The following is a 17,955-nucleotide window of genomic DNA, read 5'->3' as shown; positions in this document are numbered from 1 at the left end:
TCTCCACCTGCGGAAACGATGCGACGGCCAGGTGCCGGGAGCTATTCCCGCGTTGCGCTAGCTGCGGAAACGCGGGGCCCGTTCAGGCTGTTGCGTTGAGATTGAAAATCAACCGATAGTTAAACAGCGTGCCCGAGTTGGCAATCTCGGTGAAGCTGTCCTGGCCCTTCGACGGGTCAGACGACGTCAGGATTGTCGACACAAAGTTACCGGCCGCGTCTTTACCCACATTACTGATGACGAGCTGGCCATCATGGACGCACATGCCGCGGATACCGGTAGAAATGCCCTGCTTGTAGGCAGCACCGTAATCCTGCATGCTCGAAAGGCCCTTATAGACAACTTTGAACTCGTCCGTCTTAGGATCGATCTCATATACAGCAGGCAGGCCGCTTTTGCCGCCATTGGTTCTGACGCTGCCGCAGAAATAAAGCTTGCCCTTATAGCTCACGGCATTGCGGAACAAAGGAGCGACGCCGTTGAGCGAATCAGAGAGCAGCAGCTTGGTCTCACCGGTCTTGGTATTGATCTTGACCAAGATGCCGCCGCTGTCCTTGTCGGCCGTGCCGTCCTCCTTCTGCTGTCCATAGAAGAAGGTGCCGTTAAACATGGCCTCCAGCGTCAGGCGCATGGTCTCGGCATCAAAGGAATCGCCCAGCGTGCCGTTCATGAGCGTCAGCGTGTTGCCCATCGCCGCATAGCAGGTGCCCACATAAAGCCAGTCACCATAGCTCGCAGCCGCCCAAGTGTAGCTCTGGCCGCGATCGCCTTCGTTGTTGGCCGTATTACCATCGGCGCCCGGAACGGCAACGGCACCGTTACCCTGGTAGTCGACGATGCCATCCGGCTGCGACGTTCCTACCGTAGGATGCGAGAGCTTCTCAAAGGAATACCCATTTCCCGCATTGTAGGTAACGGCACCCGAAGCGTCTTCGGCATGCGCCGGCAGCGGCGATACCAAGATAGCGGCAAGCGCTGCCACCAAGCCAAGTGCTCCCACTCGTCTCATAAGGCTATAACCTCCCCTGTCCTAAAGCCCAGCTTTAGCATTCTTCATTTCTGTCCACGGTTAATTGCAATCTGAGCACAGCAATAATCAGCGTATAAATATACACCTGTAATTTTTTGGACGGGTTAATAGATGCTCGATTGGTAGCGAATTCCGCGCAAACCGTCACCAAACTCCACTTTTGCCGCATCTAAAGGTTATTTTTTGCGCAAATTTTTGGATGTCGATAGTCACAATGAGCAGGAGGCCGGTATCCACCGGAGAGGGCAACACCTACATTTTCATAACGTAATAGCCCGCGCCCCTCACCGCCGTCTCGAGTGTGTCGCGATCAACCGGGAGCTTCGAGCGTACGCGTGCTGTGTGGTCCGCATACGTCACCGTAGCCCACACGCCGTCCAACGCATTGAGGGCATTGGCTACATTCTGAGCGCAGCCGTCACAGCTCATGCCGCCGATGAGCAGCTCATCGCTATAGGGGTAGTGGGACGGATCGGTATCCGAAACCACTACCTTCTTGGCCTTCTTGCCGCTCGCGCCATCGCTGCAACAACTCTTCCCGTGTGTCGAAGCGGCAATGCGACGCAGTCCAAAAAACATGCCGACGGCAATGACGGCCAGCACGATGAGATTCGCAGGGTTGAGCAAGTCACTCATGCGTTTCCCTTTCAAGTAGCCCTATCTAGATACCCCCATGGGGTGTCCCCATCTTAACCCAAAATCATGTCCGTTCGGTCAATTAGTTTCCCTCTTCAAACTTTTTTGTTGACCATGGTTTACTTTCATGTATAAGTTTTCCTAGGCTAACAGGTTAAATCCGTAAGGAGCGCCGTGACTCGAACCATAGACATCCCAACGTTTCAGGCAGCAGTCGTGCGCAACTGCTCCCCCACGCTCGCGGGCATCAAACCGGCATCGCTCTTTACCTATCCCGGCGTCTACGCCCATCAGGATGGTTCGGACGCGACCGCGCCAATCACAGATCGCCGAGCACGACTGCTCAACGTTATCGCCCGGTGCAATCACGAGCTTAATCCGTTCGGCATCCACCTGAGTGTTTTGGTCTGGCGGCCCTGCGGAGCACTCGTGTACGTGTACCGAGCCAAAAGCCTCGCCACCTATTTCGCAGACCCTCGCGCCCAAACAGCGCTCGCCTCGGAAGGCTACGACACGAGAGACCTTTCGACATGCCTTGTGCATTTGGCATCACGCATCACGCTCGCGAGCAATAACGTCGCGGAATGCGCTTGTAGCCAGACTCGATGCGCACTACCCCAGCAAGCTAGCTGCAGCAACGACTGCACCTGCGAGTTTCCGCACGAAATAGGCTACTTCCTTGGATATCCCTACGACGACGTGCACGAGTTTATCGTCCAGCGCGGCGAGAACTACAAGGTCTTTGGGGCCTGGAAGGTCTACACGAATGTCGAGCAAGCGCTTGCGATGTTTGACGCCTACCGCGCTTGCACTCAATACCTCACCTTTGTCTATCAGCAGGGCTGCAGCTTGGCGCAACTTGCCCAGGCAACCCGATAGAACATAGAAGCCGCGGCAACCTGCCGCACAACTGAAAGGACTCAACATGAGCAAGATCGCCGTCGTCTACTGGAGCGGCACGGGCAACACCGAGGCCATGGCAAACCTCGTCTCCGAAGGCGCCACGTCCGCGGGTGCCGAGGCTGAGGTCATCTCCTGCGCCGACTTCTCTGCCGACAAGGTCACCAACTATGACGCCTTCGCCTTCGGCTGCCCCGCCATGGGGTCCGAGGAGCTCGAGTACGACGAGTTCCAGCCGATGTGGGATGAGGTCAAGGAAGTCCTCGGCGACAAGAAGGTCGTCCTCTTTGGCTCCTATTCGTGGGCCGAGGGCGAGTGGATGGATAACTGGAAAGCCGACGCCGACGAGGCCGGCGTCAACGTCGTGGACTCCACCATCTGCTACGATGCGCCCGACGATGAGGGCGAGGCGGCCTGCAAGGCCCTGGGAGCGGAGCTGGCCTAACGAAGCCGCCAGAAAGTCGCAAGGCAACTAACAGCCGAGCACCGCACAACAACAGTCGCTCATGCCCAAACAAAAACGGGGGCCGGATACTATCCGATCCCCGTTTGTTATATCGACAATTTCGACGCGCCGCTACGAGATATTTCCCAAGAACGCCTTGGTGCGCTCGCTCTTGGGGTGGTCGAAGACCTCGCTCGGCGTACCCTCTTCCACAATGACGCCGCCGTCCATAAAGACGACGCGGTCGGCGACATCGCGGGCAAAGCCCATCTCGTGCGTCACGACGATCATGGTCATGCCGTCGCGTGCCAGGTCGCGCATGACACCCAGGACGTCGCGCACGAGCTCGGGGTCGAGCGCCGAGGTGGCCTCGTCAAAGAGCATGACGTGCGGGTTCATCGACAGGGCGCGGGCGATGGCAACGCGCTGCTGCTGACCGCCCGAGAGCTGGCTCGGCATAAAGTCGATACGCTCGGCAAGACCGACCTTGGTCAGCTCCTCGACGGCAATTTTCTCGGCCTCTTCCCTACTGCGCTTGAGCACCTTTTGCTGCGCAAGCATGACGTTCTTTTTGACTGACAGGTGCGGGAACAAATTAAACTGCTGGAACACCATACCCAGATGCGTGCGCACCTTGTTAAGATCGACGCCCTTGGCGCACACGTCCACACCCTCAACGACAATCGAGCCACTCGTGGGATGCTCAAGACGGTTGATGCAGCGAAGCATCGTCGACTTACCCGAGCCCGAGGGACCCAGAACTACGACAACCTCGCCCTTATGCACATCCAGATCGATATCGCGCAGGACCACGTTATCGCCAAAAGCCTTCTGGAGATTGTTGATGCTGACGACGACCTCGTTGGAATTCGTTTCACTCATACTGGGACCTCCTTACAGACCGGCGATATGATCGGCGGGCGTCGCGACAACCTGTCCGGCGCTCTTGGCCGGACGCTTCTTTTTTGTCTCGGCCGTACCCAGAAGCCTCGCCTCAAGGCCGCTCACCAAACGAGCAAGCGGCAGGGTAATGACCAGATAGAACAGGGCGGCAACCACATACGGCGTGATGGAGCCCGTCGTGGCCACGATGGTACGGGCGTTCATGACGATCTCGACCACACCAACAGCGGCAAGCAGCGACGTGTCCTTGTAGAGCAGGATAAACTCGCTGGTCAGCGTAGGCAGAACATTGCGGAACGTCTGTGGAATCATCACGTAGAGCAGTGTCTGGAAGGCATTCATGCCCAGCGAGCGAGCAGCCTCATTTTGCCCCTTAGGGATCGACTGAATACCGGCACGGAAAATCTCGCACAGATACGCAGACGAGTTCATGGCCATGACGATGACGCCCAGGACATAATCATCCACCTTGACGCCGGCCAGCGGCAGGCCAAAGAACGCGATATAGATCTGCAGGAACGCCGGCGTGCCGCGGATGATATTCACGTAGATGCCGGCAAGGCAGCGCAAGATGCGCGACTTGGAGATGCGCATGAGCGACAGGGCGAAGCCAAAGGGAATAGCCAGCGGAAACGCAACAAGCACGATCGAGAGCGACATGAGGAAGCCCTTAAAGACGATCGGCAGGCTCTGGACCAAAATGACCGGGTTCAGGAACAGACGCAGGAACATATTGGAGTTCCAGGCCTCGACCCACGGCTGCTCTTTAAGGTCGGCCAAGAAGTTATCGAAGGCCGTCACGCCCTTGATCTCCACCGACGGAATCTTGGAGATCTTCTTGGTCGACCCGTCGGCGAGCGTATAGGTGCCGCTAAAGGCCTCATCGCCGCCCTCGACGGGGAAGGTCACGCCGTAAACCTCGACACGGAAAAAGCCGCCGGCAGGCGCCGTCTCGCCAAAATCGATCTTGAGCGTCTGGCCGTCAGCCTTGCACGTGGGTTTCATGGGCGTACGATCCATGAGGTCCTCGCCCGAGAGCATCGTCAATCGCGTGTCATCGGTACCAAACGTCGTGCCGTCGACAAACGTCAAAGAAAGACCGCTCAGCTCCTCGTCGGCATCGGCCTGAACTTCCCAGGTAATGCGCGTCTCGGTGCCGCCGACCACAGCGCTGCCCGAACCGGTGTTGGGTCGGGCGGTAATCTTTGCGGTCTCAAGCGCCTGGGCGGTCGTGGGCGCATATGCCCCCGCGCACACCAGCGCGAGCGCCACGGCCATGACGCAGGCTAGCTTTTGGAGCAAGGCGGGCAGTGAAAAACGCTGCTCCGCGGCCCCTTTGTTCAGTCGAGACAAGGTGGCTCCTATCGTAGAAGTTGCCGGCAAAACGAGACGGAAACACTCTCCGTCAAGAGAAGCGCAAAGGCCCTCTCCGCAAAACGGAAAGGGCCCGCGCACAATCAAGTAGCTATTTTACTTGATGTTGTACTTAGCCATGAGGGCGTCAACGGTACCGTCATCGGTCAGGTCCTTGATGGCCTGGTTGATGTCGTCCTTGAGCTTGGTGTTGCCCTGGTTGATGGCGATGGCGTACTCCTCGCCGGTGCTGATCTGCTTGATGGTCTGGCAGGTGTTGAACTGCTCGGCGGTCAGCTGGCTGGCAACGGAACGGTTGGTGACTACGGCGTCACCCTTATCGGACTGCAAGGCGCTGAAGCACTCGGTAGCATCCTTGTAGGGGACGATCTTGGCCTTGGGGAAGTTCTCCTGGGCAAAGGCCTCGGCGGTCGAGCCAGACTGGACGATGATGGTAGCGTCGGCGTTGTTGAGCTTCTCGCTGTAGTTGTCAGCCGTGATGTCGGCGTTATCGACCTTGGTCACGATGGCCTGATCGTCCATGTAGTAGGAATCGGAGAAAGTGACTTCCTTCTCACGCTCGGGCGTGTCAGTGATAGCCGCGATGGAGACGTCATACTTGGCACCCGAAGCGACGCCCGGAACCAGCGTGTCAAAGTCATTGTTGACGTACTCGACATCCAGGCCCAGCTTGTCGCCGATAGCCTTGATAAGCTCAAGGTCAAAGCCCTGATAATCGCCGTTGTCGTCCTTGTACTCAAACGGGGCGTACTCGGCAGAGGTGCCGACGGTCAGCGTGCCGTCCTTGACGAGTGCGTACTCCTTGGAGCCGTCGACCTTCTCGACCTTAGCGTCGTCAGAGCTGCTGGAACCGGCATCAGAACCAGAGGTGGCGTTGGACGAGCCGCAGCCCGTCAGAGCAAGGGCGAGCGCCATGGCACCCGTGGCGGCAAATGCGCCAAGCTTCTTGAGCTTCATAATCAGTCTCCTTCCGGTGACCTCGTTTGATTCAGAGGTCTGCAAAAACTGTTGGCTATTATGCACCCGGAATTACGAATCTGCAATGAGAAAACTGATTGAAACAAACCCATAACGTGAATGGAATACTCTACTTTATGACAGTCATTACTGCTGCAATGACCTTAATAGTCTAATTTCAGCTGCATAACCTGCAAGTTCGTTCGGAGTCTCCAAAATAAACGGCAGTGAACGCAAACGGCCATTCGATACAATATTCTGCATAACCTGCATACCGCCACCAAATTCCTCGCTGCCAAGGTATCCCTTGCCGATGCACTCGTGACGATCTTTATGGGCGCCACAAGGGTTCTTCGAATCGTTGATGTGTACAGCATGCAAGCGATCGATACCCACCACGCGATCGAACTCGTCGAGTACGCCGTCCAGATCATGGATGATGTCGTAGCCGGCATCGTTCACATGGCAGGTGTCCAAACAAACGCCCAGCTTATCGGACAGCTCTGGGCACTTGGCGGCAACGCCCTCGATAATGCACGCCAGCTCTTCAAAGCTACGGCCCACCTCGGTGCCCTTGCCTGCCATGGTCTCGAGCAATACCGTCGTCTGCTGTCCCTCAAACATCACCTGGCACAGCGTGTCGACAATCATCTGAATGCCGGCGTCTGCCCCCTGTCCCACATGCGCACCGGGATGGAAGTTGTAGTAGTTGCCGGGCAGTGCTTCCAGACGCTGCAAATCTTCCGCCATAGCCTCCAAGGCAAACTCGCGCGCTCGCTCCTTAGCGGAGCAGGGGTTATAGGTATACGGGGCATGCGCCACCAGCGGTCCAAAGTCGTTTTGCGCCATAAGCTCGCGCAGAGCCGCCACGTCATCCATGTCAAGGTCTTTTGCCTTGCCACCGCGCGGGTTGCGCGTAAAGAACGCAAAGGTATTGGCACCAATGGACAACGCCGTCTCCCCCATTGCCCGATAGCCCTTCGTCGTCGAAAGATGACACCCGATCGTTAGCATCTCCAGCTCCCCCTCATCAGTTGCGGTGAAATACGGTCTATTGGTGCCTTATTTTGGCGCAAACAGACCGTATTCCACCGCAAGATATAAAAGGGGCATCAGGGGCACGGTCCGCCGAGCCCCCTTGAGCAGCAGCACCGCAGCCTAGAGCGTCAAGCGAATCGCATCGATTATCTGCGCGCAGCGCTGCGTGGCGGCAAGAGGCATAACGGGGCTTTCAAGCTCTCCCGTCTGGACGAGCTGCGTCGCATGCTGAATTTCGCCGTAGAAATCATCGACATCAAACGGGGCATTAATTTCGAGCATTCGTCCGTCGGAGTACTTCACATGGGCGAGCTCGGGGCGATGGAGACGCTCGATTTCCAACGAGCCCCGCTCACAGGCAATCGTTAAGCTGCTTTCATATGCTGCTTTGCCGTCGCACACCATATGAATGGGTATACCGCCGACGCTCATATGGATCTCGTCGGCCCAATCGACACGGCCGCCTGATACGTCACGCCAGCGAACTTCACGGGACGAAACCTCGCACGCGCCCGCGAGCAAATCCTCAAACCAACCGACCGCATAACAGCCCATGTCATATAGACAGCCGCCCTGCAACGGATCAAGCAGATAGCCCGAAGGAGACTCGCCGTAATCGAGCTTTTGCACGCTTTCAATCGAGACAATACGGCCAAGCTCACCCGACGCAAGCAAGTCTTTCACGCGAGTGCGCATCGGGCAAAACCGATTCTTCATCGCCTCCATAAACAGCACGCCGCGCTCGCGAGAGGTGGAGGCAATCGAGAGAGCCTCTTCCTCACTCAAAACGGCCGGCTTTTCGCACAGCACGGCCTTTCCGGCGCGCAGCGCGCGACAGGCCCAACGCGTATGCATGCCATGCGGAAGAGCCAAGTAGATTGCGTTGACATCGGGGTCGGCAATCAGCGCGTCATAAGCCGCATCGCCGTTATCGTCGACCGAGGCATGGCCATGCGCAGCATCGATCGAAAACGCTCGGCAAAATTCCTCGACATGCGCAGGAGTGCGGCCGGCCGCAGCCACCAGCCGTGCCCCGTCGACCTTCTTGAGCGACGATGCAAATCGATGAGAAATGTGCCCAGCGCCCAAAATGCCCCAACGAACCTCACGCGAATCATCACATGAATCCCGATGGCCCACGACAGCCCCCTTCAGTTGCGGTGGAATAGTCCCTGTTTAAGCCCTATTCTGCCGCAAACAGGAACTATTACATCACAAGATATAAAAGGGTCATGAGGAGCGCGTTTTGCCGAAGACTTTAAGCATGGCCGTTACGGGGCCAGGCTGGAAGCGTCGGCGCACGTCATCGAGACGCTCGGGGATATCGATATGCTGCGGGCAGTGGCGCGCGCATTTGCCGCACTTGACGCAATTGCCCACCAGCTTGGCCTCGCTTGTACGCACCGCGCTCGCCGTGAAGTACTGCGATAGGCCCGTAAACCAGCTGTGCGCATAGCTTGCGTTGTAGGCGGCAAAACATCCAGGGATATTGATGCCTTTAGGGCACGGCATGCAATAGCCGCATCCCGTGCAGGGCACGCGATTCGATTTTTCAAACTCCGTCAGCACGTGCGCGATGGCATCGAGCTGAGTAGCTGTCATCGAATCCGGCAGGGCCCGATCGGCCAACACCGCGTTCTCATCCACCTGCGCGGTATCGGTCATACCCGAAAGCAGCATCGTCACCTGAGGATGATTCCACACCCACGAAAGACCCCAGGCGGCAGGAGTGCGCAAATGCGGGTCACGGGCACCATCGAGCACGGCGCGGGCCCGCGGCGGCAGTTTACCCGCTAGACGACCGCCCAGCAGCGGCTCCATCACAAACACCGCGAGCCCGCGCTCCGCAGCCGCCATGAGTCCCGCCGTTCCCGCTTGGTAATGCTCGCCGGCATAGTTGTACTGGATCTGGCAAAAATCCCAGTCATATGCGTCAAGCATCGTAAGGAAGTCCGCCGCGCTGCCGTGGTACGAAAAACCAATCTGGCGAATGCGCCCCGCCGCCTTTTGACGCGCGATCCAGTCTTCGATGCCCAACGCCGCCACACGTTCCCACTGGGCGGGCGAGGTAATGTTGTGCATGAGGTAATAGTCGATATGTTCGGTCCGCAGGCGACGCAGTTGCTCGTCGAAGAACCGGTCGAAATCCTCTGCGCATTTGCACGAAGCATGCGGCAGCTTGGTCGCGAGCAAAACCTGGTCGCGCAAGCCCAGGCGCTTAAGCGACGCACCCACGCACGCCTCGTTGCCGGGATAGAGATAGGCCGTGTCCAGGTAGTTAATCCCCTGCTCCACCGCACGGGAGATGATGGCGTCGGCGGTCTTCGCATCCGGGCGTCCCGGCGCACCGGGAAACCTCATGCAGCCCAGCCCCAACGCCGAGATACGGTTGCCGCTTTTGGGGTCAACGCGATATTGCACGGCCCCTCCCCTCCCATCGAAACCCTGACAAGGCGAAACAAACCCGTCACGTCATCGAAACACATCGGAATCGCAATCGAGAACGTATCGTAACGCAGCAGAAATCGAGCCGTCACGCCAGCGCTTTAACATCAGCAAAAAGCCCGATGAAAGGAGCCACCCATGCCCGCGCTCGACCTTTGGAATCTCGCATCCCAGCTCAAAAGCACCGATTATCGCTGGGTTGACCTCACCCACACGCTCTCGTGCGACACCCCGCACTGGTTTGGCTTTAAGCCGTTTGAGTCCACCAAGCTCTTCGACTACCTGCCCGATACGCCCGAAGACATGCTCGCGCCCATGCGATGCTTCCAGTATTCGGTCGCCTCGCAGTACGGTACCCGCGTCGACGCACCGCGCCACTTCCATGTCGATGGCCGTTCCCTTGGCGAGATTAAACCTATCGAGTTTATGCATCCGCTCTGCGTCATCGACAAGCACGAGGAGTGCGCCGCAAACCCCGATTTCGTCCTGACCGTCGATGACCTCAAGGCTTGGGAGGCCGAGCACGGCCGCATTCCCGAGGACGCCTTTGTCGCCTTCCGCTCCGACTGGTCCAAGCTCGCTGACCTCGAAAACAAGGACGAGGACGGCCAGCCTCACTACCCCGGCTGGGACCTCGACGCCATCAAATGGCTTGTAGAAGAGCGCAACATCGGCGCCATCGGTCACGAACCGGCAGACACCGACCCCGCATCCGTGACCACGCGCGAGGATGCCTATCCCTATCCCGGCGAGCAATACATCCTCTCGGTCGACCGTTACCAGATCGAGGTCATGGACCATCTGGACGAGCTTCCCGCCACAGGCGCCGTCATCTTCTGCACCTTCCCCAAGGTGCGCGATGGCGTTGGATATCCCGCACGCGTTTTTGCGATCTGCCCCGCGGCATAAGCGCACAGCGCAATAGTTTCTTTTTCATAACAGCGCCCCGCGCACCCACCAATCACCCTGGCAGCATACAATCCATCAGGCGCCCCTTACGCGGGCGCCTTTTATATGGGGAGATGATTCACATGCAGATCAACAAGGTCGCCTTTATCGGCAAGGGCGGCGTCGGCCTGCTCTACGGCAGCATGATTGCCAAGGCCCTCGGCAATGACGCCGTCGAATACGTCATGGACGATGCACGCTTCGAGCGTCACGCAAACGATGCGCTTACCATCAACGGCAAGCCCTGTGCACTCAAGTCCGTCCGCGCCAGCGAGGCAGCGCCCGCCGATCTGGTCATCCTGACGGTCAAGACCACCGGTCTCGACCAAGCACTCAAGACTATGGAGCGTGTCGTGGGACCCAACACGCTCATCGCCTCGCTGTGCAACGGCATTACGAGCGAGCAAAAGATTGCCGAACGCTTTGGCTGGGAGCATACCGTCCTGGGTATCTGCCAGGGCATGGACGCCGTATTCCTCAACGGCGCGCTCACCTTTACCAATGCGGGCGAAATCCGCTTTGGTGCAGCCGCCGGCACCGGCCCCGCGACCGTCGCCGCTATCGACGAGCTCTATACGCGCTGCGGCATCGCCCATACCGTCGAGGACGACATCGCCCACCGCATGTGGGCCAAACTCATGCTCAACGACGGCATCAACCAGACCTGCATGGCCTGCGGCGGGACCTACGGAAGCGCCACGGAGCCGGGCTCCGAGCAGCGCCGCTGCTTTGTTTCCGCCATGCGCGAAACGCTTGCGGTCGCCAACGCCGAGGGCGTTGAGCTGACCGAAGCAGACCTGACGCAAATGGTGCACCTCATCGAGGGAATCGACCCCGCTGGTATGCCCTCGATGGCTCAAGACCGCATTGCACAACGAAAAACCGAAGTCGAGGAGTTCGCGGGCACCATTTGCCGCCTGGCCGCCAAACACGATATCCAAGTGCCGCAAAACGATTGGCTCTACCAGAGGATTCGCGAAATAGAAAGCAGCTGGTAGTGCTCGGCATACTGCAGCAAACAGATCCAATGGCAAAGCCGCCGCAAGGGACACTCCCCTCGCGGCGGCTTCCTTTTTCATCTTTGGCCAAAAATCAGCTTCAGAACGGTTAGAGCTGCGACTCCGACGCCTGGTCCTCATCGTCGCGACAAAGGACAACACCGGCGCTTCCCAGCAGCGTGGCCGCGATCAGCGCGCCGACCACGATAGGAGCAGCCCCGCATGTCCCCTGCATGCCCGCGACAAGCGCGGCCGTGGGACCAAGGCAGCCAAGCATCAACGCGACGGCGGCAACGGCAATATCTCGAGCATTCACAAGACCACTTCCTCCAAGAGAAAGACCTTATTTCTCAAGAACTAGTGTGTCCCGCATCCATACGCCCAGCGTACCGCCACGGTAAGGGCTCTGTTAACTCAAACGCACATAAAGAACGGGCGGCTTTACGTTGCCTAAAAGCTCAGTAAAGACGCCCGCCCATCATGTGCCTATTTTGCATTACCAACCGGTGTAGTAGTCGGTGGTTCCGGCAGCGCAGCCGGAGTCATAGACCTTGCAATCACCCTTGGAGCCCGTAAAGGTCGAGCCCTGGGCCATATCGCCCGCGGCAACAACGTAATAGCCGTCGGAATCGCGCCAGAAGCCCTCAGAATCCTGAGTCCATTCGCCCGTGCGATAGTGATAAAGCACGTTGCTGCTGTAATAGGTCTCACGACGCCCGTTGTAGTTATTTACACCCGCAGAGCGCGTCAGGCCCGATCCGTTCGCGTAGGACGCGGCAGACGCGTAGGACGGAGCGTAACCGGCGTTGTAGTACGAAGCCTGGGCGGCCTCAGCAGCCTCGGCTTCGGCCGCGGCAGCCTCGAGCGCTTCGCGCTTGGCATCCTCAAGCGCAGTGCGCAGCTCGTCGAGCTCGGTCGACTTGGCGTCGACCTCCCCCATCGTCAACAGGCTACCTGCACCGTCGATACAACCCTGCAACACAGCGCGCTCGTCATCGGTAGCATAGTCGCCATACATATTCATAATGATCTGAGCGCGCATCTCCAGGGAATCGCGCTTGACCTCCATCGAGGCGTTCCACTCCTGCATGGAACCATAACCATCGCCGCGATAGTCAACGGGCTGTACCAGCGTCGCCTCGGACGGCGTAGATCCAACCGTATCGGACAGTGTTGCCGCGTGGGCATCAGTTGCGCCAGCGCCCGCCAAAAGCGCCACGGTCAGAGCGGCGGAAAGGGCAGCGGCTTTCGATTTTCGTGAATCGATCCTCATGTAGCCGGAAACCTCCGTAGTGCGTTTTTGCTGCGTTTGAGCTGCGTGTGATTCGATCGCGCTGCATAGTACCCCGAGCAAATCGCGACCTGCGGTTTTACTCAAAAGGCGCACGTCGATTGCGTAAAACTCACATCCTCTCAACAGGAGTTTTCCACAACTCGAATGCATAAAGCATGCCAAAAACCCTGTAATAGCGCCCTCCCTATGCAAAAAAGGCGCCTGCGCAACCATTGCTTGCGCAGGCGCCTTGAGCAGGCATTTTATGCAGTTATACCTATCGAGTCGCAAGGGGTCCTTGCACAAGTCGCCTTACTCGTCCAGCGCGGCGAAGGCCTGCTTCAGATCCCAAATGATATCCTCGGCGTTCTCGGTACCGATGGAAAGACGAATCGTGGAGGGCGTGATGTTCTGCTCGGCGAGCTCCTCGGCAGAGAGCTGGGAGTGCGTGGTGGTAGCCGGGTGCACGACGAGCGACTTGACGTCGGCCACGTTGGCGAGCAGCGAGAACACCTGCAGATGATCGATGAACTTCCAGGCGGCCTCCTGGCCACCCTTGATCTCAAAGGTGAAGATCGAAGCGCCGCCGTTGGGGAAGTACTTCTGATAGAGCTCGTGATCGGGGTGCTCAGGCAGGCTCGGATGGTTTACCTTGGCGACGTGGCTGTCACCAGCCAGGAACTCAACGACCTTCTTAGTGTTCTCGACATGACGGTCAACGCGCAGCGACAGAGTCTCGGTGCCTTGAAGCAGGACCCAGGCGTTGAACGGGCTGATGCAGGCGCCCTCGTCACGCAGCAGGATAGCGCGGACATAGGTTGCAAAGGCGGCGGGACCGGCAGCCTCGGCAAACGAAACGCCGTGGTAGGAGGGGTTGGGCTCGGCGATCTGGGCGTACTTTCCGCTCGCCTTCCAATCGAAGTTACCGCCGTCGACGATCACACCGCCCAGCGAGGTGCCGTGGCCGCCGATGAACTTGGTTGCGGAGTGGACGACGATGTTGGCACCATGCTCCAGCGGACGGAACAGATACGGGGTGCCGAAGGTGTTGTCGACGACAACCGGCAGACCGTGCTTCTTGGCGATCTCGGAGATGGCGTCGATGTTGGGGATGTCGGAGTTGGGGTTGCCGAGCGTCTCGAGATAGATGACCGTGGTGTTGTCCTTGATGGCCCCCTCGACCTCTTCCAGGTTATGGGCATCGACGAAGGTGGTCTCGACGCCAAACTGGGAGAGCGTATGCTCCAGCAGGTTGTAGGAGCCACCGTAGATGGTCTTCTGAGCCACCACGTGGTCACCGGCCTGGGCAAGCGCCTGCAGGGTATAGGTGATGGCAGCAGCACCGGAGGCGACGGCGAGACCTGCCACGCCACCCTCGAGTGCGGCGATACGGTCCTCGAAGACGCCCTGGGTGGAGTTGGTCAGACGGCCGTAGATGTTACCAGCATCGGCAAGACCAAAGCGGTCGGCGGCGTGCTGGGAGTTGCGGAACACATAGCTCGTGGTCTGGTAGATAGGCACAGCGCGGGAGTCGGATGCGGGATCGGCGCCCTCCTGGCCAACGTGAAGCTGCAGGGTATCGAAACCAAAGGTGTGCTCGGGGTTGTTGATGAACTGGCTCATGATGATCTCCTTGATCGAACAAAAGTAAATAAAAAGAGAGAAGTAAGTCGCTGTCTCCTGATCACGCCGACGGGCGCAAACAGGAGCCCGGCATTCGTCTTGGTAAGCAATTCATATGCGGGCCTCCTTTCGCATCCCGGTTCCGTGGTTGGCTTAATTACCTACCGCCTTTGTGTGTTTTGAATAGTACGAGCGTTGTTTCCCTCGGTCAATCACTTAAAAGCGCTAACCTGTTATCTGTTTTATAGATAACAATCGAGAGGATGGCGTCGATGACCCTTCAGCAGCTTCGTTTTCTGATTGCCGTGGCAGAGTCCGGCTCAATCAACGCCGCAGCTCAGCGCCTCTATACCGCTCAGTCCAACATCTCAAACGCCGTCAAAAGCCTGGAACAGGAGCTCCATCTGGAGATCTTTACGCGCTCCAGCCGCGGCGTCACGCTCACCAACGACGGCACCGAGCTTTTGGGCTATGCGCGCCAGGTCGTAGAGCAGGCCGACATGCTCGAGGCGCGCTACGAGGACGGCGGCACCCCGCAAGCCCGCCTTGCCATTTCCGCCCAGCACTACGCCTTTTCGGTCGAGGCCTTTGTCAACGTGGTCGAGCGCTGCCGTGACAGCAAGTTCGAGTTCATCATGCGCGAGACCACCACATCGCAGATCATCGATGACGTCCGTGCGTTTCGCAGCGATATCGGCATTCTGTATCTGGATGACTTTAACGCCCGCGTTCTGCAGAAGGCCTTCGCCGATGCCCGTGCAAGCTTCCATCCCCTCTTCGACGCGACGGTCCACGTCTTCGTGAGCGAGCGCCACCCGCTCGCACGCCGCCCTCAGCTGTCCCTTGCCGACCTCACGCCCTATACGCGCTACAGCTTTGAGCAGGGAACCTCAAACTCCTTCTATTACGCCGAGGAACCTTTTAGCTATATCCCTTGCGACCGCAACATACGAATCTCGGACCGCGGAACACTTACTAACCTACTTATCACGTCGAACGGTTACACCCTGTCGACCGGCGTCCTCTCCAATGAAATGCAATGGGGTATGGCATCGATCCCGTTAGCAGACGCTCCAACGATGCGCGTAGGCTATATCATGCACGACGAGCGCAAGTCCTCTCCCCTCTTGCAGCAATACCTCAACGAACTCGACCGCATCATCCATGCCAACTAACTGTCGGAAGACGGGGTAGAAATCGTAGATTGCTAGCCCCCGGCGGGCATGGCGCTACAATGGTCACTCGCACGAAACGTACCCAACGAAAGGAACCATGTGAAGGTCATCATCTATACCGACGGCTCGGCCCGATCAAATCCGGGACGCGGCGGCTACGGCGCCGTGCTCAAATACACCAACCCCGCCGGCAAGACCTTCACCTCCGAGCTTTCACGCGGCTACGCCAAGACCACCAACAACCGTATGGAGCTCATGGCGGTTATCGTGGCGCTCGAGGCGCTCAACCGCCCCTGCGACGTCGAGGTCCATTCCGATTCGCAGTACGTCGTCAACGCCTTTAACAAGCACTGGATCGACGGCTGGAAAAAGCGCGGATGGAAAACCGCCAACAAGCAGCCCGTCAAGAACCGCGACCTGTGGGAGCGCCTGCTCACCGCAAAGAGCAAGCACAAAGTGGAGTTCATCTGGGTTAAGGGCCACGCCGGCCATGAGCTCAATGAGCGCTGCGACGAGCTTGCCACCACGGCGGCCGACGGCAGCAACCTCGATATCGACGCCGGCTTTAACGAGAGCGACCTGTAACGGCGTTTTCGCACGCTATTTCCTGCCCCCTCGCGCTACACTCATCCTGTAAACCGAACGGCACGAGGGGGATACATGCTGCGTATAGCGACCATCGGCACATCCATGATTACCGACGACTTTATCCAGGTCGTCAACGCCAACGACCAAGCCGCGTTTGTGGGCACGCTTTCGCGCGATGCAGATCGCGGCGCCGCCTTCACCACTAAGCATGGCGGCGAGCGTAACTTCACCGCACTTGACGAGCTTGCGTCCGCCGACGACGTCGACGCCGTCTACATCGGCAGCCCCAATGCGCTCCACTACGAGCAGGCGCTCGCCTGTATCGCCGGCGGCAAGCACGTTATCGTCGAAAAGCCTTTTTGTGCCACCGAGGCACAAGCGCTCGAGGTCTTTCGCGCAGCCGAGGCGGCGGGCGTCGTAGCCCTCGAGGCCATGCGCCCGCTCCATGACCCTGCTTTCCACGCCGTCGAGGACGCCCTGGGCGAGATCGCGCCCATTCGTCGTGCATCGTTGCGCTTTGGCAAGTATTCTTCGCGCTACAACGAGGTTCTCGCGGGGCGCGCCACCAATATCTTCGACTGCCACATGGCATCGGGTTCCCTCATGGACATCGGCGTCTACACCGTCGAGCCCATGGTCGAGATCTTCGGCATGCCCTCCGGTCTTACGAGCATGACTACTCTGCTCGACCCCACCACGCGACAGCTCACGCACGGCCCCATCGACGGCTGCGGTTCCATTCTCGCCAGCTATGGCGGAGGCCGCATTTCCGTCGAGCTTGCGCATTCCAAGATCACCAACGATCTGCTGCCCTCGCAAATCGAAGGTGAGCGCGGCACCATCCAGATTGATCATCTGTCCACGCCCCGCAACGTACGCATCGACTATCGCGGCGATGTCGTACGCGGCTCGGCGACCGAGGCACCGCGCGAACAGGGCGACAACGGCCGCGTGCTCGACCTGCCCAAATCGTGCAACACTATGGAATACGAACTCGCAGACTTTATCACCGCTATCGGCGGCATCGATAACGTTAAGGAAGAGATTTGGGAGACCCCAGCGGGACGCCACGAGCTTGGCCACTACCGCGATGTCACGCTCGTGTCGCTGCGTATCATGGATGCCGTGCGTCAGCAGGCGGGTATCGCCTTCCCGGCCGACGCAGGCAAGCAGGCCTAGCGATGAGTTTTTTCGACAAGCTTTTCTCGGGCGTCGCCGGCGGCGGCCGCGAACCCCAAAAGCCCTCTGGCGTCGAGCTCGAGCTGCGCCGCAGGCTTACTGTGCTCGCAAGCGACGAGGCCACTCAAGACGCTCCCCTGCGCTATTTCCTGCGCTGGGAGGGGCAAGTCCAGGGCGTCGGTTTTCGCTTTACCAACACCAACCTCGCGCAGGCACGCGCACTCACCGGCTGGGTGCGCAACATGGAAGACGGCTCAGTCGAGATGGAGATACAGGGGGCTCCGGCAAACATCCTATCTCATCTCGAGGCGCTTCATGCCTCCTACGAGCGCATGGGAACGCGTTTTCGCCTCGTAGACGCCCAGACCCGAGCCCCACTTGCCAATGAAGACGGTTTCATTCCTCGTTATTAGTATTGTGTGCTAAATACGGTATCATTTACC

General features: G+C 58.7%; 19 protein-coding genes. 8 read left to right on the top strand and 11 right to left on the bottom strand.

Features of this window, described 5'->3' with window-relative positions:
- Positions 1–82: 82 nt before the first annotated feature.
- Together DWW51_RS05535 and DWW51_RS05530 are read right to left on the bottom strand one after the other, a co-directional pair.
- Positions 83–1,009 carry a hypothetical protein gene (locus tag DWW51_RS05535; protein ID WP_147344035.1) on the bottom strand — a complete coding sequence of 309 codons (927 nt, stop codon included), beginning with the start codon at positions 1,007–1,009 and terminating at the stop codon, positions 83–85.
- A gap of 273 nt (positions 1,010–1,282) precedes the next feature.
- Entirely contained in the window at positions 1,283–1,666 is a 384-nt protein-coding gene (locus DWW51_RS05530) for a heavy-metal-associated domain-containing protein (RefSeq protein WP_117773779.1), read from the bottom strand.
- A gap of 174 nt (positions 1,667–1,840) precedes the next feature.
- Here DWW51_RS05530 and DWW51_RS05525 point away from each other — a divergent pair, with 174 nt between their 5' ends.
- Entirely contained in the window at positions 1,841–2,545 is a 705-nt protein-coding gene (locus DWW51_RS05525) for a DUF3793 family protein (RefSeq protein ID WP_117773778.1), read from the top strand.
- A gap of 46 nt (positions 2,546–2,591) precedes the next feature.
- On the top strand, positions 2,592–3,011 hold the full coding sequence (locus tag DWW51_RS05520) for a flavodoxin (RefSeq protein ID WP_117635437.1): 420 nt from the start codon (positions 2,592–2,594) through the stop codon (positions 3,009–3,011).
- 132 nt (positions 3,012–3,143) lie between these two features.
- Here the strand turns inward: DWW51_RS05520 and DWW51_RS05515 are convergent, their stop codons facing one another.
- From DWW51_RS05515 to DWW51_RS05490, 6 genes are all read right to left on the bottom strand, one after another.
- Positions 3,144–3,893: an amino acid ABC transporter ATP-binding protein gene (locus tag DWW51_RS05515; protein WP_117773777.1), complete on the bottom strand. Its 750-nt coding sequence runs from the start codon at positions 3,891–3,893 to the stop codon at positions 3,144–3,146.
- Positions 3,894–3,905: 12 nt separating this feature from the next.
- Positions 3,906–5,267, bottom strand: coding sequence for an ABC transporter permease subunit (locus tag DWW51_RS05510; RefSeq protein ID WP_231501583.1), 1,362 nt, complete (start codon positions 5,265–5,267; stop codon positions 3,906–3,908).
- Positions 5,268–5,384: 117 nt separating this feature from the next.
- The gene (locus DWW51_RS05505; RefSeq protein ID WP_117773776.1) at positions 5,385–6,245 is read right to left on the bottom strand and encodes an ABC transporter substrate-binding protein; all 861 of its coding nucleotides are present in this window, start codon (positions 6,243–6,245) and stop codon (positions 5,385–5,387) included.
- Between the two features lie 147 nt (positions 6,246–6,392).
- Positions 6,393–7,259 carry a deoxyribonuclease IV gene (locus DWW51_RS05500; RefSeq protein ID WP_117773775.1) on the bottom strand — a complete coding sequence of 289 codons (867 nt, stop codon included), beginning with the start codon at positions 7,257–7,259 and terminating at the stop codon, positions 6,393–6,395.
- Between the two features lie 144 nt (positions 7,260–7,403).
- A complete protein-coding gene (locus tag DWW51_RS05495) occupies positions 7,404–8,423 on the bottom strand; it encodes a Gfo/Idh/MocA family protein (protein WP_117773774.1) in 1,020 nt (339 codons plus the stop codon).
- Positions 8,424–8,513: 90 nt separating this feature from the next.
- Positions 8,514–9,704: an aldo/keto reductase gene (locus DWW51_RS05490; RefSeq protein ID WP_117773773.1), complete on the bottom strand. Its 1,191-nt coding sequence runs from the start codon at positions 9,702–9,704 to the stop codon at positions 8,514–8,516.
- Positions 9,705–9,866: 162 nt separating this feature from the next.
- Here DWW51_RS05490 and DWW51_RS05485 point away from each other — a divergent pair, with 162 nt between their 5' ends.
- A complete protein-coding gene (locus DWW51_RS05485; RefSeq protein ID WP_117773772.1) occupies positions 9,867–10,637 on the top strand; it encodes a cyclase family protein in 771 nt (256 codons plus the stop codon).
- 122 nt (positions 10,638–10,759) lie between these two features.
- Positions 10,760–11,674, top strand: a complete 915-nt coding sequence (locus tag DWW51_RS05480) for a ketopantoate reductase family protein (protein ID WP_231501582.1) — start codon at positions 10,760–10,762, stop codon at positions 11,672–11,674.
- Between the two features lie 109 nt (positions 11,675–11,783).
- On the opposite strand, the gene DWW51_RS05475 is transcribed toward DWW51_RS05480, so the two are convergent.
- The 3 genes from DWW51_RS05475 to DWW51_RS05465 all read right to left on the bottom strand — a co-directional run bounded on the left by DWW51_RS05475 (position 11,784) and on the right by DWW51_RS05465 (position 14,570).
- Positions 11,784–11,990, bottom strand: a complete 207-nt coding sequence (locus DWW51_RS05475; RefSeq protein ID WP_117773770.1) for a hypothetical protein — start codon at positions 11,988–11,990, stop codon at positions 11,784–11,786.
- Between the two features lie 180 nt (positions 11,991–12,170).
- Positions 12,171–12,947 (bottom strand): hypothetical protein, encoded by a 777-nt coding sequence (locus DWW51_RS05470; protein ID WP_117773769.1) that lies wholly within the window; start codon positions 12,945–12,947, stop codon positions 12,171–12,173.
- Between the two features lie 312 nt (positions 12,948–13,259).
- Positions 13,260–14,570: an O-acetylhomoserine aminocarboxypropyltransferase/cysteine synthase family protein gene (locus DWW51_RS05465; RefSeq protein WP_117773768.1), complete on the bottom strand. Its 1,311-nt coding sequence runs from the start codon at positions 14,568–14,570 to the stop codon at positions 13,260–13,262.
- A gap of 272 nt (positions 14,571–14,842) precedes the next feature.
- Between DWW51_RS05465 and DWW51_RS05460 the strand changes: the two genes are divergently transcribed.
- From DWW51_RS05460 to DWW51_RS05445, 4 genes are all read left to right on the top strand, one after another.
- The gene (locus DWW51_RS05460) at positions 14,843–15,745 is read left to right on the top strand and encodes a LysR family transcriptional regulator (RefSeq protein WP_117773767.1); all 903 of its coding nucleotides are present in this window, start codon (positions 14,843–14,845) and stop codon (positions 15,743–15,745) included.
- 48 nt (positions 15,746–15,793) lie between these two features.
- The gene (gene rnhA / locus DWW51_RS05455) at positions 15,794–16,330 is read left to right on the top strand and encodes a ribonuclease HI (protein WP_084591882.1); all 537 of its coding nucleotides are present in this window, start codon (positions 15,794–15,796) and stop codon (positions 16,328–16,330) included.
- Positions 16,331–16,405: 75 nt separating this feature from the next.
- Positions 16,406–17,512, top strand: a complete 1,107-nt coding sequence (locus DWW51_RS05450) for a Gfo/Idh/MocA family protein (RefSeq protein WP_117773766.1) — start codon at positions 16,406–16,408, stop codon at positions 17,510–17,512.
- Between the two features lie 2 nt (positions 17,513–17,514).
- Positions 17,515–17,925 carry an acylphosphatase gene (locus DWW51_RS05445; protein WP_117773765.1) on the top strand — a complete coding sequence of 137 codons (411 nt, stop codon included), beginning with the start codon at positions 17,515–17,517 and terminating at the stop codon, positions 17,923–17,925.
- Positions 17,926–17,955 lie beyond the last annotated feature (30 nt).

The organism is Collinsella sp. AF15-51, assembly GCF_003462845.1.
GTDB lineage: Bacteria > Actinomycetota > Coriobacteriia > Coriobacteriales > Coriobacteriaceae > Collinsella.
The sequence above is the reverse complement of the archived record's forward strand: the minus strand, read 5'-3'. Positions and strand labels throughout refer to the sequence as shown.

Coding starts and splice junctions, on each gene's coding strand:
- DWW51_RS05515 (WP_117773777.1), bottom strand. CDS start 3,893: ATGAGTGAAACGAATTCCAACGAGGTCGTCGTCAGCATCAACAATCTC.
- DWW51_RS05465 (WP_117773768.1), bottom strand. CDS start 14,570: ATGAGCCAGTTCATCAACAACCCCGAGCACACCTTTGGTTTCGATACC.
- DWW51_RS05505 (WP_117773776.1), bottom strand. CDS start 6,245: ATGAAGCTCAAGAAGCTTGGCGCATTTGCCGCCACGGGTGCCATGGCG.
- DWW51_RS05500 (WP_117773775.1), bottom strand. CDS start 7,259: ATGCTAACGATCGGGTGTCATCTTTCGACGACGAAGGGCTATCGGGCA.
- DWW51_RS05450 (WP_117773766.1), top strand. CDS start 16,406: ATGCTGCGTATAGCGACCATCGGCACATCCATGATTACCGACGACTTT.
- DWW51_RS05485 (WP_117773772.1), top strand. CDS start 9,867: ATGCCCGCGCTCGACCTTTGGAATCTCGCATCCCAGCTCAAAAGCACC.
- DWW51_RS05530 (WP_117773779.1), bottom strand. CDS start 1,666: ATGAGTGACTTGCTCAACCCTGCGAATCTCATCGTGCTGGCCGTCATT.
- DWW51_RS05470 (WP_117773769.1), bottom strand. CDS start 12,947: ATGAGGATCGATTCACGAAAATCGAAAGCCGCTGCCCTTTCCGCCGCT.
- DWW51_RS05520 (WP_117635437.1), top strand. CDS start 2,592: ATGAGCAAGATCGCCGTCGTCTACTGGAGCGGCACGGGCAACACCGAG.
- DWW51_RS05460 (WP_117773767.1), top strand. CDS start 14,843: ATGACCCTTCAGCAGCTTCGTTTTCTGATTGCCGTGGCAGAGTCCGGC.
- DWW51_RS05445 (WP_117773765.1), top strand. CDS start 17,515: ATGAGTTTTTTCGACAAGCTTTTCTCGGGCGTCGCCGGCGGCGGCCGC.
- rnhA (WP_084591882.1), top strand. CDS start 15,794: ATGGCGCTACAATGGTCACTCGCACGAAACGTACCCAACGAAAGGAAC.
- DWW51_RS05535 (WP_147344035.1), bottom strand. CDS start 1,009: ATGAGACGAGTGGGAGCACTTGGCTTGGTGGCAGCGCTTGCCGCTATC.
- DWW51_RS05480 (WP_231501582.1), top strand. CDS start 10,760: ATGCAGATCAACAAGGTCGCCTTTATCGGCAAGGGCGGCGTCGGCCTG.